At 56.8% G+C, this 16442-nt stretch carries 12 protein-coding genes; 10 read left to right on the forward strand and 2 right to left on the reverse strand.

Translation table 11 applies throughout. The features are described 5' to 3' along the window. Positions 1-38: 38 nt before the first annotated feature. Both QWJ34_RS17300 and QWJ34_RS17305 read left to right on the forward strand, forming a co-directional pair. Positions 39-458, forward strand: coding sequence for an Abi family protein (locus QWJ34_RS17300; protein WP_302729750.1), 420 nt, complete (start codon positions 39-41; stop codon positions 456-458). A gap of 1 nt (position 459) precedes the next feature. Then, the gene (locus tag QWJ34_RS17305; protein WP_368046816.1) at positions 460-957 is read left to right on the forward strand and encodes an Abi family protein; all 498 of its coding nucleotides are present in this window, start codon (positions 460-462) and stop codon (positions 955-957) included. A gap of 83 nt (positions 958-1040) precedes the next feature. On the opposite strand, the gene QWJ34_RS17310 is transcribed toward QWJ34_RS17305, so the two are convergent. Further along, the gene (locus QWJ34_RS17310) at positions 1041-1727 is read right to left on the reverse strand and encodes a hypothetical protein (RefSeq protein ID WP_302729752.1); all 687 of its coding nucleotides are present in this window, start codon (positions 1725-1727) and stop codon (positions 1041-1043) included. 134 nt (positions 1728-1861) lie between these two features. Between QWJ34_RS17310 and QWJ34_RS17315 the strand changes: the two genes are divergently transcribed. Beyond that, on the forward strand, positions 1862-2818 hold the full coding sequence (locus QWJ34_RS17315; RefSeq protein WP_302729754.1) for a helix-turn-helix domain-containing protein: 957 nt from the start codon (positions 1862-1864) through the stop codon (positions 2816-2818). Between the two features lie 15 nt (positions 2819-2833). After that, complete coding sequence (locus QWJ34_RS17320) at positions 2834-3436, forward strand: nucleotidyltransferase family protein (RefSeq protein ID WP_302729756.1); 603 nt, start codon at positions 2834-2836, stop codon at positions 3434-3436. 342 nt (positions 3437-3778) lie between these two features. Here the strand turns inward: QWJ34_RS17320 and QWJ34_RS17325 are convergent, their stop codons facing one another. Further along, positions 3779-4765: a glycosyltransferase family 2 protein gene (locus QWJ34_RS17325; RefSeq protein WP_302729757.1), complete on the reverse strand. Its 987-nt coding sequence runs from the start codon at positions 4763-4765 to the stop codon at positions 3779-3781. 355 nt (positions 4766-5120) lie between these two features. Between QWJ34_RS17325 and QWJ34_RS17330 the strand changes: the two genes are divergently transcribed. The 6 genes from QWJ34_RS17330 to QWJ34_RS17355 all read left to right on the forward strand — a co-directional run bounded on the left by QWJ34_RS17330 (position 5121) and on the right by QWJ34_RS17355 (position 16338). Then, complete coding sequence (locus QWJ34_RS17330; protein ID WP_302729759.1) at positions 5121-7652, forward strand: LamG-like jellyroll fold domain-containing protein; 2532 nt, start codon at positions 5121-5123, stop codon at positions 7650-7652. Between the two features lie 745 nt (positions 7653-8397). Further along, positions 8398-12915, forward strand: a complete 4518-nt coding sequence (locus QWJ34_RS17335) for an InlB B-repeat-containing protein (protein WP_302729760.1) — start codon at positions 8398-8400, stop codon at positions 12913-12915. A gap of 154 nt (positions 12916-13069) precedes the next feature. After that, positions 13070-14089, forward strand: coding sequence for a LacI family DNA-binding transcriptional regulator (locus QWJ34_RS17340; protein ID WP_302729761.1), 1020 nt, complete (start codon positions 13070-13072; stop codon positions 14087-14089). Positions 14090-14439: 350 nt separating this feature from the next. Next, the gene (gene rpe / locus QWJ34_RS17345; RefSeq protein ID WP_302729762.1) at positions 14440-15099 is read left to right on the forward strand and encodes a ribulose-phosphate 3-epimerase; all 660 of its coding nucleotides are present in this window, start codon (positions 14440-14442) and stop codon (positions 15097-15099) included. 60 nt (positions 15100-15159) lie between these two features. Further along, positions 15160-15609: a ribose 5-phosphate isomerase B gene (gene rpiB, locus QWJ34_RS17350; protein WP_302729763.1), complete on the forward strand. Its 450-nt coding sequence runs from the start codon at positions 15160-15162 to the stop codon at positions 15607-15609. Positions 15610-15669: 60 nt separating this feature from the next. Next, positions 15670-16338, forward strand: a complete 669-nt coding sequence (locus QWJ34_RS17355) for a DUF4867 family protein (RefSeq protein ID WP_302729764.1) — start codon at positions 15670-15672, stop codon at positions 16336-16338. Positions 16339-16442: the final 104 nt, after the last annotated feature.

The following is a 16442-nucleotide window of genomic DNA, read 5'->3' on the forward strand; positions in this document are numbered from 1 at the left end:
AAAGGGTGGGACATTTTTATTATTCGGGAGTGTCTTTGATGAATAATGCCAAGCCTTCTTTGAAGCCTGCACTATCGATCGACAAGCAGATTGAACTGCTTAAATCGCGAGACTTGATCGTGTCCGACCCCGTTTACGCCAAAGAAGTTTTAGAACGGATCAGTTATTACAGGCTCAGCGGATATCTTCTGCCGTTCAAGACTAAACAATCTACGTATAAAATAGGCACCCGATTCGAACAAATTGTAAATTTATATGATTTTGATTCGGAACTTCGAGGTCATTTACTTCGATTATGCGAATACATAGAAGTACAGACAAGAGCGCTTTTATCTCACTTTATCGCTATGAAATACCCGGCGGACCCGCTTTGCTATAAAGATCATCTTAACTTTAATCCTCGAAAACGCTTGAAATTCGATCTTGTTTTACAAGAATGGGAAACTGAACTGAACTGAACTGAACCGGAGCAAGGTGCCGGGTTTTATTGAACATTATCGCAGTCGTTACGGCGGAGAAATTCCGATCTGGGTAGCTATTGAGGGCGTGAATTTTTCTTTGCTGTCTAAGTTCTATTCGGTTTTCAAAGAAGATCATCAAAAAGAAATTTCACGAATGTTTAAATTGAAAAAAGTTTATTTGCTGGAGAGCTGGCTTCGCAGTATGACGGAATTAAGAAACAAATGCGCGCATGGATCGAGAATTTACGCGGCCTCTTTGTCTTCTTCTATCAAGTTATCGCAAGATGCTCAAAATCTGAACTTGGATCCTTTAAAAGTCTTTTCGCTGATCTTTACAGCAAAATATCTGGTCCAAAATCGATCGTTTTGGAATGATTGGGTAAAGGATTTAGAAACAAAAACAACTAAATTCGAGCAGGACATCAATTGGAAAACCATAGGATTTGTTCCGAACTGGAAATATCATCTGCTCTCTGCGCCTAAAGATACTTGGTGAAATGAATGAATAGACACTCTAATATAATCTTTGTTGTATTTTAATTTGCAAAACGGAATGAGCGTAACTGCGCATTCCGTTTTTTATCGATCTTTCTTATCTTTAAAGAGATATCTTTGTCCGGTTCTTTTGCTTTGTTGGCGTACGTGCTTCAATCTCCTTATTTGCCGCGCTTTCCGCTCTCTTTTTCGCTGAAGAATCGGGTTCTGCTCTGCGTTTTTCCGGTAAGCTTCCATTTCTTCGAGATAACGCTCCTCGCTCTCGCTCGTCGACGGCAGGAACGGCTCGTGATTATAGTCCGTGCGCCGGCCGTAGCGAAGCATCTCGTAGATGATCATGCCGTTATTGGGCTTGCCGTTGGTCGTCTTCATGGGTACGATATCGAACAGCGCATAGTAGAACGCATAGAATACAAGCCGGTCCCAGAATGTGCGCTGCCACTGGATCGTCCCGTCGGCCAGCAGCATATTGATCGCAAAAGCCAGCGCCAGATTCACCAGAATCGGCCCGGCATACAAACAAACGTAAGCGAGTCGGCTTTCGCGCTTGATCTCGTCGTGCGAGAACCAGCTGTACAGATGATAGTAACGTCGCACGTCCACGATGCCGAGCTTGAACAGCCGCGGGCCGGAGCCGAGCGTAATGCGCGGATTGCGCACGCCGAACACGAAGCTGCCCAGCAGATAGCCGCATTCGCGCAGGAAGACCACGACAGGCAGAATAATAAACGCCGAAACGACCAGCGAGACCAAATCGGACAATCCGAACATGGCGATCCTCCTTTTCACTCGTCTGTTCCAAACTCTACAGTACCCGCTGAGCGGCAGAATGAAAAAGTGTGCAAGCCGGATCAAACGGGAAGTTCGTCGCATCGGTAACATAAAAAGCGAAAGGGGAGAGCGTCATGTACGATTGGAACGAAAGAGTGCAGGAGATGATCGACTGGATCGAGCGCCATATCGAGGAGCCGTCTTCGCTTGCGAATATGTCGGCGCAGCTCGGCTACTCGCCGTACTACTGCACGCGGCATTTTCATCGTCTGACCGGCACGACGCTGCGGGATTATATCCGTCTGCGGCGGATCAGCCTGGCGGCGCTGGAGCTGCGGGACTGCGACGCTCGGGTGCTGGATATCGCGGTGAAGTACGGATTCTCGTCGCACGAAGCGATGACGCGGGCGTTTCGGCGCGAGTTCGGCATCACGCCGCAGGACTATCGCCGCAGCCCGCGCCCGATCCGGCTGACCGTTCGCGCGGAGGTATTTTCCCCTTATCACTATTTGATGAAGGAGCGGAATCGGATGGAACAAGCGGAGAACCGGCGGGCGGAGATCAAGGTGGAGCATATTCCGGCGCATCGGTTTATCGGCATCTGGGACGAAGAGGCGACGGATTACGGGAACTTCTGGGAGCGCGGGCACGACTGCGACGAGGTAAGCGGCACGATCGAAAGCCTGTCGCACGAAAAGCTGGAAGGCCAGCTGGGACATACGGCAGGCTGGCTGCATGCGGGCGAGGCGGAAGCGGACGGTCAAGACGCGGCGGGCAGGCAGGGCGAAAGGAAAGGTCCGAGCGGTTATTTCTACGGAATTCCGGCGCCGGCCGGCTGCAGCGCGGAAGTGCCGGAAGGGATGGAGCGACGCGAGGTGCCGGAGTCTGAATATCTGGTCTTTTTCCATCCGCCGTACGACTATCTGCAAGAAAACGGCGAAGTGCAGCAGACCGTCGAGCAAACGGCGTGGAACTTCGATCCCGCGCGGCTCGGGTACGACTGGAACGACGCGCCCGGCGTGCAGAACTACCAGCGGCATTTCCCGGAAGGGTACGGGTATGCGGTGCTGCGTCCGGTGAAAAAGGTTTAGGAGGAGCGCAAAGAGATGGGAGAAGAAACAAAGCGGGAGCGGCATCTTCGAGCAATCGAAGCGGCGGTATTGAGCGCGGCGGGCGCGCTGCAAACTTCCGGGCTTCCGTATCTGTTCGTCGGCTCCGTCAGTACCTGGATCCAGGGCTGCGAGATCGTGCCGAACGATGTGGACCTGCTGATGCGCGAAGCGGCCGATGTCCGCCGCGCGCTTCGTGTATTGAATCCGGATACGGACGAAGGCGTGCGGTTTTTTGAAGACGCGGCGGGCATCCGATGGACATTCGCCCGGGGACGGAGCCACGGAGCGAAGATCGAAATCGCGCATATCGAGCCGCCCGAAGAGGATGAATCCGGCGGCTCCGAAGGAATCTGGGAAAACGGACCTTCCATCTGGGCATATAAGAAAACGCATCCGTTTGCGGGACTTGCGCTGCCGGTCGTGCCGCTTGAGATTCAACTGGCGACCTGCCTGAACCGCGGACTTGAACAGCGCGCGGATGCGGTGATCCGGGTTCTGAAGCGAGGCGGCTGCGATTGGAGCCTGCTGCGCCGGGCGATCCCCGGGGCGAGATACGCGCAGGTGGCCGCGCAAATCGAAAAGCCGAAAAGACGCTAATCCGTTTTTTCGGTCAGGGTATCGAGAAAGCCGGGGAGTGTTCCAAACGGAAAATAGCGGCGCAGGCACACTTATTTGGGGCGAAACGCTTCGGTTTCTTCAAATAGCGACGCAGGTGCAATTATTCGGGTGCCAAAGGCCGAATCGAAGCGAAAAAGCTCGAAATAAATGTATCAGCGCAGTTATTTTCTCGAAAACGTAAAATTAAGCCGGAATAAGGGTATATACGCAGCTATTTACATCAAATCGTTTCTCGACAATTTGAGCCGGAAAGACGTTGAGTCGTCTTCCCGGCTTTTTTGCTGCGAATGTCGATGCCGCAATTTTTCCGGCTCGGTATCGTTAGATCTTGCGCACCGAGCCGGATTCTGGCCGGGCTTCCGCCGCGATGCCGATTGCCCGCTCCACGATAAACTTGGGCCGTTCTTTTGCCTCCATATACGTCTTGCCGATATACTCGCCGATTACGCCGATCGCAAGCAGCTGCAGGCCGCCGATCGCCCAGACGGAGATCGCGATCGTGGTCCAGCCGGGCACGGTGCGGCCGCCGAAGTGGATCGACAAGAAATAAACCAGCATGATTAAGCTGACCGCGAACAGGATAAAGCCGAGCGAAGTAATCATGCGGATGGGCTTGATGCTGAACGAAGTGATGCCTTCAAGCGCGAAAGCGATCATTTTCTTGAGCGGATATTTGGATTCGCCCGCGAACCGCTCATTGCGCTCGTACGTCACCACCGACGAAGGGTAGCCGATCAGCGGCACGATGCCGCGCAGAAACAGATTGGTTTCGCCGAATTCGGCAAGTCCGTCCAGTGCGCGGCGGCTCATCAGCCGGTAATCCGCGTGGTTGTAGACCAGTTCCGCGCCCATGAGGCGCATCAGTTTATAGAAGCCTTGGGCCGTCGTTTTTTTGAAAAACGTATCTTTCTCCCGCGCGCGGCGCACGCCGTATACGATATCGAAGCCTTCGCGGTACTTCTCCACGAACTCGTCGATCGCGCCGATATCGTCCTGGAGATCGGCGTCGAGCGAGATCGTCGCGTCGGCGTGTTCTTTGACCGCCATCAAGCCGGCGAGCAGCGCGTTCTGGTGCCCGCGGTTGCGTGCCAGGTTGACGCCCGCGAACAGCGGATCGGCGGCGTTCAGCTCCTCGATCATCGGCCAGGTCCGGTCCCCGGAGCCGTCGTTGACGAACACGATCCGGCTGCCCGGTGAGATGAGCTGCCGGTTAATCAGCGAGCGCATTTTCTCGCGCAGCCGCCCGGCGGTCTCGGCGAGCACTTCTTCTTCGTTATAGCAGGGAATAACCAAATACAGCTTGTCCATGAACGGTTCCTCCCGTGGGGGTTGATTTTTGGATGTTATGTTCGCGGTGGCTTCGGAATGAAGGAAGCGGCTGCCGCTTCGAACAAGTATACACCCGCAGGCCCTTGCAGCGGAAATTGCCGAATTTCATAGGCTATTCCAGAACTTTATACGGAATTTAAATAACTTTTTCATTTATCCTTAAAGATAGTGAGAAACCAAAAAGTAAATGAAATAAACTTTTATATTTACTGATTAATAAAAATGTTATTTATTTTTGAAAAAGTGAAGGAATGAAAAAGGAGGCGTCGAAAAGGTAGGAGCAATCCATACAATCGCAACAAAATTTCCATATTCCGAAGAGGAGTGAGATCCAATGAAAAGTAAGACCCTGCGCGCGTCGATTCTGCTTCTGCTTGCGATTCTGCTGCTGATTCCCGCTTCGGCCTGTTCGGTCGGAGGCGTACGGGAAGCGAGCGCCGCTTCGACGACCGAACCCCCGGCGTTCGCCGACGTTTCCGTGCACGATCCGTCGATCGTCAAAGACGGCGGCACGTACTACGTGTTCGGTTCGCATATCGCGGCGGCGAAGTCGACGGACCTGATGAACTGGACTTCTTTTGCAAACGGTTACACTACTCCCGGCAATACGCTTTACGGCGATCTGTCGTCCAATCTGGCCGGTTCGTTCGCCTGGGCGGGCGAGAACGATTCGGACAGCAAAGGCGGCTTCGCGGTATGGGCGCCGGACGTGTTCTGGAACAAAGATTACGTCAATAAAGACGGCTCCAAAGGCGCTTACCTCATCTACTACAGCGCGTCTTCGACGTATATCCGTTCGGCGATCGGGTTCGCGGCGTCCAAGAACATCGAAGGCCCGTACGAGTACGGCGATACGATCGTGTATTCCGGGTTTACAAAGAACGAAGCATACGACAAAGACAGCAGGGTAAACAAAAAGTGGACGAGCACGAATATCGACGAACTGGCGGGCGCGGGCAAATTGGCGGGCGAAAACGAAAGCTGGTTCAACGCGGACGGCTCGTACAACAACCAGCTGTATCCGAACGCGATCGACGCGGCTCTGTCGTACGACGCAAAGGGCCGGCTGTGGATGACGTACGGCTCGTGGTCGGGCGGCATTTTCCTGCTGGAGATCGACAAGAAGACCGGCCGGCCGATCTTCCCCGGCAAAGACGGCACCACCAAGGACGGACGTTTGACCGATCGCTACTTCGGCACCAAGATCGCGGGCGGCTACGGCAAATCCGGCGAAGGCCCGTATATCGAGTACAACAAAAGCACGCGTTACTACTATCTGTATGTGACCTACGGCTGGCTGGGCGCGGACGGCGGCTACAATATGCGCGTGTTCCGCTCGAAAGACATCGGCGGCCCGTATAAAGATTCGCTCGGACAAAGCGCGGTGCTGCCGCCGAATACGGAGAATACCGAATACGGCAACAAGCTGATCGGCAATTTCCTGTTCGACCGCGAACCGGGCGATCCCGGCACGGGCATTGGGTACGGCTACGTCTCGCCCGGACACAATTCGGTATACACGGACGAGAAAAGCGGGCAGATGTTCCTCGTGTTCCATACCCGCTTCCCGCAGCAGGGCGAAGCGCACGAGCTGAGGGTGCACCAGATGTTTATGAACAAAGACGGCTGGCCGGCCGCGGCGGTTTACCGCTACGGCGGAGAGAAGCTGGCCACGGTGAAAAAAGGCGATATTCCCGGCGATTACGCGTACATCAACCACGGCAAAGCGTATTCGGGCGATATCGCGCATCCGGAATCGATCACGTTGAAAGCCGACGGGACCGTTAGCGGAGCGCTTGAAGGCAAATGGCGCAAAAACGGCAGCAATCTGGCAAAGCTGACGCTCGGCGGCGAAGAATTCGACGGCGTGTTCGTCCGCCAGTGGGACCCGGTGTCGCAGTCGAACGTGATGACGTTTACGGCGGTGTCACAATCGGGCGAATCGTCCTGGGGGACGCGGCTGGCCGATCTGAGCGACGAGCAGGTTGTCGCCAATGTGGCGGACAGCCTGGATATCGGGAATACGAGCCGGGTAACGGCGGATCTGAATCTGCCGGCAGCGGGCAGCCGCGGCGCGAAGATTACCTGGAGCAGTTCGGACGAGAGCGTCGTGACGTCCGCGGGTAAAGTGACGCGGCCGGCCGAAGGACAGCCGGCGGGCCAAGCGGTGCTGACGGCGACAATCGTCAAAGGAAGCGCGCAGAAGACGGTTACGTTCGAGGTGACCGTGGTTCCTTACGAGAACGCGAAGCTGACCGCGCATTACGGATTCGAGAATGATTTGTCCGACAGCGAAGGCTCGTTCGCGGCGGGGTCCGTGATCGGCGACCGGATCGGGCGCGAAGGCGGGAATATCAGTTATGCGGCCGGCGCGCAGGGGCAGGCGGCGGTATTCGACGGCGCGACGGGCGTCGCGCTGCCCGGCGATTTGATCGCCGGCTCGTCGTACTCCGTGTCGCTCTGGGTGAAGCCGGAAGCGCTGACGACCTACACGCCGACTTTCTTCGGCGCCAAAGACGATACGCACTGGGTCAGCCTGCTGCCCAAAGGCTCGGTCGGCGACCAGACGATGGTCTGGTCCGGCAGCGCGCGCTGGTACGACGGCGTAACCGGCGTCAAGATTCCGGCCGGGGAGTGGAGCCATCTGGCGTTCTCCGTGGACGAAGGAACGCTGTTCGTGTACGTGAACGGCGAGCGCAAGTTCACCGGCGCGGATTTCCCGGATTTGTTCGCGGCAGGCGGCAAAGGAACCTTTGCGCTGGGCGTGAACTGGTGGGACCCGGCGTTCAAGGGGCAGCTCGACGAGCTGCGCGTGTACGAAGGGGCGCTGACGCCGGAGCAGGCGGCGGAGCTTTCTCTGCGGTAACACGGGCCGATCCGGCCGGTAGGACCGGAAAAGAATCCGAAACCGAAAAACGAAGCGGAACATCCGCTTCGTTTCAGAGTGTCGATAAACCCGGCCTTCACCTGGAGCGCCGGGTTTCTTTTGCATGGGAAAATTCCGGCTGTCAGGGAAGCGTGCAAAACGCACGAGCTCATGTATACATTCCAGGGCAAGCCTGTTCAAGCCGCAAATAGGGACCGGATGCGCACATCCCGCACACCGCTGTTCATGACCAAGTCCGACCCCAAACCCAAGTCAAATGCGAAAATCCACTTCGTTGATCGGACAGGGACGATAAAACAAAGATGAAATGCGAAAATCCACTTCATTCCCGGTTCGCAGGCCCAAAAAGCGCCGGAAACGAAAATAAAGTGGATTTGTGCATCCGATTGCCGTTTTGGAGGAGCGGAATAGAGGATAAAATGGATATTTGCAGCTTATGCAGCTTGGAGGCGGCTGAAGGCGCGCTTTATCAAGTTTGAAGACATGCCCGGTCATGCCGCAATGCCGTATTTTTAAGTCTTTCCGGTTTTTGAGCCGCAAACAAGCTGTGGAACCGAATATCCGATTCAGGCAAGCTGCCGAAATATAAATTTTTTAAAACCACGCTTTAAAACAGTTTCTTTTTCTCGCCCGCTCGGTTAAGATTAGGCCAATTATCGTCGGTTTCCGGGAACTTTGGACCCTGCGGAAGTCGAATAAATCGAAAAAACGGAGGATGAGCGGGTTGGAAACAAGAAAGATACATACAAGAGCCGCGAAAGCCGGTCTGGCGTTTCTGCTGGTACTGGTCTTGGTGCTGGGCAATTTGGCGGCGCCGGGACGGGCAAACGCTTCGTCGATCGATCCGTACGTTGGGGAGATCCGCATGTTCACCGGTACCTACGCGCCTTACGGCTGGGCGTACAGCGACGGACAGCTGCTCGATACGCAGCAGTATCCGGAGTTGTATCAATTGATCGGCAGCCGCTATGGCGGCGACGGTATTCGCACGTTCGCGTTGCCCGACCTGCGCGGGGAGGCGCCGACCGGCGGAATCGGATATTATATCTCGCTAACAGGGAGATACCCTTCCTCTCAAGACGGTTCGGATCCTTCGCAGGCGGACGCCGCTTCGGCAACCGGCGAACTGCGGCTGTTTCCGTATACGACAGCCGATTTGCTGCCGCCGGGCTGGCAGCCCGCCGACGGACGGATGCTGCCGGTCGCGGACTATCCGAATCTGTACGATCAAATCGGCAATGCGTACGGCGGAGACACCGTGCAATTTGCGCTTCCCAAGCTGGAAGCGCCGCTGGCCGCGGACGGCTCGATGTACGCCATTGCGGTCAACGGAGTATCGGAACCGAAGGAGCCGCAAATCGGCGACGTGGTGTTGATCGCCGGAAGCCAGCGGAGCATGTCGCTATTGAGACCGGCAAACGGCGCGCTGCTGCCTGTGAATCAATATCCCGCTTTGTTTGCGGTGATCGGCACTCGATTCGGAGGGGACGGATACAACACCTTTGCGCTTCCTGCTCAGACGAGCACAAACGGAATTTATTCGTATATTGCGGTTAAAGGCCAATATCCGATGCGTGACGGAATCGGCGGCGGCCCCCCGTTCGAGCCGCGCTCGGTCGCGGACAGTTACGAAGCGGAAGGGGACGAAACGCTGAGCGTGGGAGGACGCGGCGTGCTGGCGAACGACCGCGACGCTTACGAAGCCCGGGTGTACAGTGCGCCGTCCAACGGCCGGTTGGCTTTAAATAATGACGGATCGTTCACCTACACGCCCGATCCGGGATATGTCGGCACCGACTCGTTTATCTACCGCGCTTCGAACAGTTACGGCATGGGTAACGCGGTTCGGGTTAACATCACGGTACGGGCGATGCCGCCGCGTATAAGCGGAGTCGAAGACGGGGCGTCTTACCGCACGAGCGTAACGCCTTCCTTCACGAGCGGAAGCGCTACGCTGAACGGGAATCCGTTTAGCGCCGGAACGTCCGTGGAGAACGAAGGCCGGTATACGCTTCAAGTCACGAACAGCGAGGGCAGCCGGACCGTGAACTTTACGATCGACAAGACCGCGCCGATTGTCGAGATCAAAGGCAGTCTGGTCGACGGCGTGTACGCTTCCGGCGTGCAGATCGTGTTCAATGAAGGGACGGCCGTACTGAACGGTCCTTTCGTCTTTAACACTCCAATTGCAAGCAGCGCGGTAATCGAAATAGACGGCGGATTTACGCTTACCGTTACGGACGCGGCGGGGAACGTTACCGTGAAGTCGTTCCTGATCAGCCTGCCCAAAACGGTCTCGTTCGACAGCGCGGGCGGTTCGGGCATCGCTCCCCAGTCCGTCGTGTATAAAGGCAAGGCTGTGAAGCCGGCAGATCCCGAGCGCGAAGGTTATATATTCGGCGGTTGGTACGAAGACTCCGGCAGGTCCGTGCCGTTTGCATTCAATACCCGGGAGATTGTAACGACGACGATGATCTATGCGAGCTGGACGATTATCCGGCATGCGTTTACTTTCGACAGCGCGGGCGGTGGCGATATAGCGCCGCAGACCGTGGATTACGGCGCGTCGGCGTCGGAACCGGCGCCTCCGACGCGTAAAGGCTATACCTTCGTCGACTGGTACGCGGACGACATGCATACGAAGCCCTTCGTATTCGCGGCGACCCCGATCAAAGCCGACACGCGGGTCTACGCGTCATGGAAGATCGATACGTACACGGCGGCGTTCGACAGCCGGGGCGGCAGCGAGGTCAAGCAGCAAACGCTGGATTACGGCGGCGCGATCGCCAAGCCGGCCGATCCGTCGCGCAAAGGGTATACCTTTGCCGGCTGGTACGAGAACGAAGCGGACAGCCGGGCGTTCGATTTCGCGTCTGCGAAGATCGAAGAAGACCTGACGCTGATCGCGAAATGGACGATCAACGTGTATGAAGTCTCGTTCGACAGTGACGGCGGCAGCGAGGTGGCCAAGCAGTCGCCGGAGTTCGGCGGAACGGCGACAAAGCCGACCGATCCGGAGCGCAAAGGGTATACCTTTGCCGGCTGGTACACGGACGAAGCTCGCACCCGCGCGTTCGCTTTCGCGTCGACGCCGATCGAAAGCGATCTGACGCTGTATGCGAATTGGACGATCAATGCCTATCGCGTCTCGTTCGACAGCAGTGGAGGCAGTGAGATCGACACGCAAACGCTGGATTACGGCGGCTTCATTGCGAAGCCGGCCGATCCGGAGCGCAAAGGGTATGCGTTTGCCGGCTGGTACAAGAATGAAGCGGACAGCCGGGCGTTCGATTTCGTGTCCACGAAGATTGAAGAAGAACTGACGCTGATCGCGAAATGGACGATCAACGTCTATGAAGTGTCGTTCGACAGCGACGGCGGCAGCGCGGTCGATGCGCAGAAGCTGGATTACGGCAGCGTCGTCGCCAAGCCGGCCGCCCCGGTACGCAAAGGCTACACGTTCGGCGGCTGGTACGAAAGCGGAGCGCAGGCGACTGAGTTCGACTTCGCTTCGTCGAAGATCGAGCGAAATCTGGCGCTGCGCGCCAAATGGACTATCAACGTCTATGATGTTGTATTCGACAGCGACGGCGGAACGCCGGTCGACAAGCGCATGCTGGATTACGGCAGCGTCATCGCGAAGCCGGCCGATCCGGAGCGCACCGGCCATACATTCGGCGGCTGGTACACGGACGAAGAGAAGACGCAGGCGTTCGATTTCGGCTCCGCCGTTGCGGAAACCGATCTGACGCTGCATGCGAAATGGACGATTAACGTCTATGAAGTCTCGTTCGACAGTGAAGGCGGCAGCGAGGTCGCCAAGCAGTCGCCGGAGTATGGCGGCGCGGTGACGAAGCCGGCCGACCCGAAGCGCGAAGGCTACACGTTCGGCGGCTGGTACGAAGACGAAGCACAGACGGCCGGGTTCGATTTCGCTTCGTCGAAGATCGAACGGAATCTGACGCTGCGCGCCAAATGGACGATCGACACGTATACCGTCGCGTTCGACAGTGCGGGCGGCTCGGTCGTGGCCGACAAACGCGCCGATTACGGCACGCTCGTATCCGAACCGGCGTCGCCGACGCGCGCGGGCTATACGTTCGCCGGCTGGTATGCCGACGCGGCGCTGACCGGCCGGTATAACTTCTCTTCCTCGCCTGTCAAAAGCGACCTGAAACTGTATGCCAGATGGCTGATCGTGTCTTCCGGATCGGGCGGCGGCACAAGCGGAGACGGAAGCTCCGCGCCGCCGACGCAGCCGTCTTCGACGAGCGAAGCGCCGGCAGCCCCGTCCGGCGTCTCGACCGACGGCAAGCTGACGCTGCCGGCCGGACAAGCGGGCGAAGTCAGCCTCGGCGATTCGGTTCGCGTTGTGATTCCGGCCGGCGCGTCTTCCCGGCCGCTGACGATCGATATCGAAGCGCTGACCGACGTCAGCGGCCTGCTGGACGGACAATCCGTCCTGCTCAGTCCGGTGCTGGAAATCCTGAAGAACTTCAAGGAAAACTTCGACGCTCCGGTCGAACTGACCCTGGCGTACGACGCCGGTTCGCTTCCGCCCGGCGAAACGCCCGGCGTATTCTACTTCGACGAGACTGCGCGCGGCTGGGTGAACGTGCCCGGCGGAACAGCCGAAAGCGGCCGCGTTACCGTATCGGTCGATCACTTCACGAAGTTCGCCGTCTTCGGCATGAAGCCGGCGATGCAGACGGTATTCAGCGACCTGCCGGCCGGTCACTGGGCCAGAGCTGCCGTCGATGCGGCGACGGCCAAAGGCATTGTGCGCGGCTACCCGGACGGCACGTTCCGTCCGGCCGCGCCCGTGAGCCGGGCGCAGTTCGCCGCTATGCTCGCCGCCGCTTTCGCTCTGCCGGCGGCAGCGGCTGAGCCGGACTTCGCCGACGCCGCGAAGATCGGCGTCTGGGCCAGACCGGCCGTTGCCAGCGCCGTCGCGGCGGGCCTGGCGCACGGCTATCCGGACGGCACGTTCCGTCCGGAAGCCACGGTCACGCGCGCGGAGATGGCGGCTATGCTCGCCGCCGCGCTGAAGGCGACCGCCGGCGGCGACCGGACGGTCTTCGCCGACGAGGCGGAGATTCCGGCCTGGGCGAAGCCGGCCGTGCATGCGCTCAGCGAAGCCGGCCTGCTCGCCGGCAAGCCCGGCGGCGTCTTCGACGCCCGGGGCCGCGCCAGCCGAGCGGAAGCCGTTCAACTGCTGGTGAACGCGCTGGGCGGTCGTTAAGCGGCAAAGCCCCTCGTTTTTTGAAGGTAAAATTGCATTGGAAGTTTGATAGCGAAGCGAACGTTCATGGCGTTCGCTTCGCTTTTTTTCGCGCAAAGAAATGGTATACTGAATAAAGCGGCTTGAGAAAACGTTTGCTCAAAGGAGGATAACGGTGACGGACAAACATCAGATCTCGATTAAAGAAATAGCCAATCTGAGCGGTGTGTCGGTGGCTACCGTCTCGCGCGTAATCAACGACAACGGCCGGTTCTCCGAGGAGACGCGCCGTAAAGTGCTGCGTGTGATTGATGAACACGGCTACAGCACGAATACCGTGGCCAAAGCGCTGCGCATGAATAAGTCCAAAACGATCGGCATTATCGTGCCGGATATCGGGAACGAGTTCTTCTCGACCATTGTGCACGAAATCGAAAGCTACTTTTTTGAGCGCGGCTTCTCGACGTTTATTTGCAATACGGACAAAAGTTCCACCAAAGAGAGCGCATATATCCGTTCGCTGGACGCCAAAATGGTGGACGGACTGATCTGCATATCCGGCCGGGAAGAGATCGAAGCTTCGCTGCTGACCCGCCGCATTCCGATTGTATGCATCGACCGACGCCCTCGGATGACCAACAATCTGGCGATGATTGAATCGGATCATTTTCACGGCGGGTATCTGGCGGGCAGTCATCTGATCGCCAAAGGCTGCCGCAGGCCCGTGATCCTGACCAAGCCCAAAACGCTGTCGTCCGTATACGATCGTCTGGAGGGGTTCAAACGCGCGCTGGCCGAGCATCGTATTCCTTTTGACGAGGAGACCGTTCTGCTGACGGACGAAAGCCGGCGGCACAATATCGAGAAAGCGCGCGAAGCGATTCGGCTGGCGCAGAGCGAAGGAAGAACGTTCGACGGCGTGTTCGCTACAAACGACTGGCTGGCGATCGGCGTAGTCAAAGAATTGGTCGAATCGGGCGTCCGCGTGCCGGAGCAGGTTAAAGTGGTCGGCTTCGACGACGATACGATCGCGCGCTACTCGGATATTCCGCTGACGACGATCAAACAGGACGTTTATCGGATCGCCGAAGAGGCCTCGCAGATCTTTCTGGCGCTGTTGACCGGGAAAAAGAAACCTTCCGTCAACCATCATATCAAGGTTCCGGTGGAGCTGATCGAACGCAAAACGACTTAAGCAAAAACGCGCTGCGGCGCAGGGCCGCAGCTTTAACAAAGAAAATATTAGCTGCAGCCGGTTGCACAATTCGATAAGCATGCTATAATGAAATCGGCTAGGGAAAACGATTACTCAAATGAATTGCAATATTGACCGAAAATGGAGAGTGCTCGGGTAAAATGGTCTTCGCGCCGCATACCTGCCGACTATTTTAAAAAGAAACAGACATTTGATATTTGAGTAAACGTTTACCCTAATTTAAGGAACCTCAATTCAGATCGTTCGGTCAGCTTGCGGTAGAGGAAACACCCTGGAAGCCTCTTTTTATCAGCACTGAGTAATCGTTTACTCAATTTAAAGGAGGAATAGTGATGGAGAAGCTGTTATGCCCGTCCATGATGTGTGCGGATTTCAGGTCTCTGGAGCGGGAAATGAGCGAGCTCAACGCGTCGGACATCGATATTTATCATATCGATATCATGGACGGACGTTTTGTGCCGAACTTCGGCATGGGCATGCAGGACTTCGAATATATCCGCGCAGCCACGCAGAAACCGGTGGACGTGCATCTGATGATCGACAATCCGGCGGAATATGTAGAACTGTTTATTGAAAAAGGGGCCAATATCGTCTACTTTCACCCCGAAGCCGACCTGCATCCCACCCGCACGATCGATCGGATTCGCGCCGCGGGAGCGAGAGCGGGTATCGCGCTGAATCCGGGCACGTCGATCGAAGCGGTCAAGCCGCTGATCGGAATCGTGGACTATATCATGATTATGACGGTCAACCCCGGCTTTGCCGGCCAGAAGTATCTGGATTTCGTAAACGAGAAGATCGAAGAACTGGCGAAGCTGCGCGAAAACAAAGGCTATGCGTTCGAGATGATGGTCGACGGGGCGATCTCGCCGGAGAAGATTCAACTGCTTGGCGCGCTAGGCGTCAAAGGCTTTGTGCTCGGTACATCGTCGCTGTTCGGCAAAGGTGAATCGTACCGCGATATTGCACAGCGTCTCAAAGCGTTGTAAGCATACAAGACGGGGTTTTCGGTATAACGACATTTATTCACTGATCAGGGAGGAATTGATATGAAACTGGCAATCGCAAGCGATCACGTCGGCCTGGAGCTCAAGCCGGCGATCATCGAGTATTTGAAAGAACTGGGACACGCAGTCGAAGACTTCGGGCCCTACAGCGCGGAACGGACCGACTACCCGGCTTACGGCAAAAAGGTGGCGGAAGAAGTATCGGCGGGACGCTTCGAATCGGGTATCCTGATCTGCGGCACAGGCGTGGGCATTTCGATTGCGGCGAACAAGGTCAAAGGCATCCGCGCCGTCGTTTGCAGCGAGCCTTACTCGGCGCAGCTGTCCAAACAGCATAACAATACGAACATTCTCGCTTTCGGCTCGCGGGTTGTCGGTCAAGAACTGGCGAAGATGATCGTGAAATCCTGGTTGGACGCGGAGTTCGAAGGCGGTCGTCACGCGAACCGGGTGAAAATGATCGGAGACATCGAAGAGCAGCTGCTGTGCTGAGCTGGCGCTTGCAAGCGGACCGCCCGCTTGAACGTGGAGAAAAGACAGGAGGATTGGAACATGAATCTGACCGAGCTTAACGAGCTCAACCGTTCCATGAATATTCGTGATGTGCGCGATGCTTCTTTCGGCGCTTACGGACAGATCTGGCCGCGGTTCGATGTATCGGAAATGATCGAGTTTGCGGAGCGCGGCATCGAAGTACCCGATGCGGGCAACCGGTACGTGCCTTCCGTGGCCGAACTGGAAGCGCTGGACGCCGCCGCCAAGATCGAAGCCGACGTTTACGGAGGGCTTCCGGTGGAAATCGGATACTGCGCCGGGCGCAATGCGCGTTTGACTGGACTTGAATATCATCAGGGCAGCGAGGTCGTAATCGCGGTAACGGACTGTATCCATATCGTCGGCAGGCGCCAGGATATCGATACGGCGGAGCAGACCTACGATGCCGGTTTGACGGAAGTCTTCTTCCAGCCAAAAGGCACGGTGGTGGAACTGTACTCGACTACGCTGCATTATGCTCCTTGCCGGACTTCGGATGAAGGGTACGTAACGCTTGTCGTACTGCCGAAGGGGACTAATTCTCCCCTGTCTGCCGACATGCGGATATCCAATAGGCTGCTGACCAAAAAGAATAAATTTCTGCTGGCGCACGGCAGCGAGAAAGCCAAGATCGAAGCGGGCGTTCATCACGGGCTGATGGGACCGCTGCTTGAAATCCGTATCTGAGTCGTTGAAGATTCCGGGATGCCTGGCGAGAGCGGGCATACCCGGAAGTTCGACCAGCCTTTCATTTCTTTATTGAAAACGCTTGCTTCCCGGCGGCCGTCTGA

Source organism: Saccharibacillus sp. CPCC 101409 (genome assembly GCF_030518235.1).
GTDB lineage: Bacteria > Bacillota > Bacilli > Paenibacillales > Paenibacillaceae > Saccharibacillus.

Coding starts and splice junctions, on each gene's coding strand:
- QWJ34_RS17300 (WP_302729750.1), top strand. CDS start 39: ATGAATAATGCCAAGCCTTCTTTGAAGCCTGCACTATCGATCGACAAG.
- QWJ34_RS17310 (WP_302729752.1), bottom strand. CDS start 1,727: ATGTTCGGATTGTCCGATTTGGTCTCGCTGGTCGTTTCGGCGTTTATT.
- QWJ34_RS17315 (WP_302729754.1), top strand. CDS start 1,862: ATGTACGATTGGAACGAAAGAGTGCAGGAGATGATCGACTGGATCGAG.
- QWJ34_RS17320 (WP_302729756.1), top strand. CDS start 2,834: ATGGGAGAAGAAACAAAGCGGGAGCGGCATCTTCGAGCAATCGAAGCG.
- QWJ34_RS17325 (WP_302729757.1), bottom strand. CDS start 4,765: ATGGACAAGCTGTATTTGGTTATTCCCTGCTATAACGAAGAAGAAGTG.
- QWJ34_RS17330 (WP_302729759.1), top strand. CDS start 5,121: ATGAAAAGTAAGACCCTGCGCGCGTCGATTCTGCTTCTGCTTGCGATT.
- rpiB (WP_302729763.1), top strand. CDS start 15,160: ATGAAACTGGCAATCGCAAGCGATCACGTCGGCCTGGAGCTCAAGCCG.
- QWJ34_RS17355 (WP_302729764.1), top strand. CDS start 15,670: ATGAATCTGACCGAGCTTAACGAGCTCAACCGTTCCATGAATATTCGT.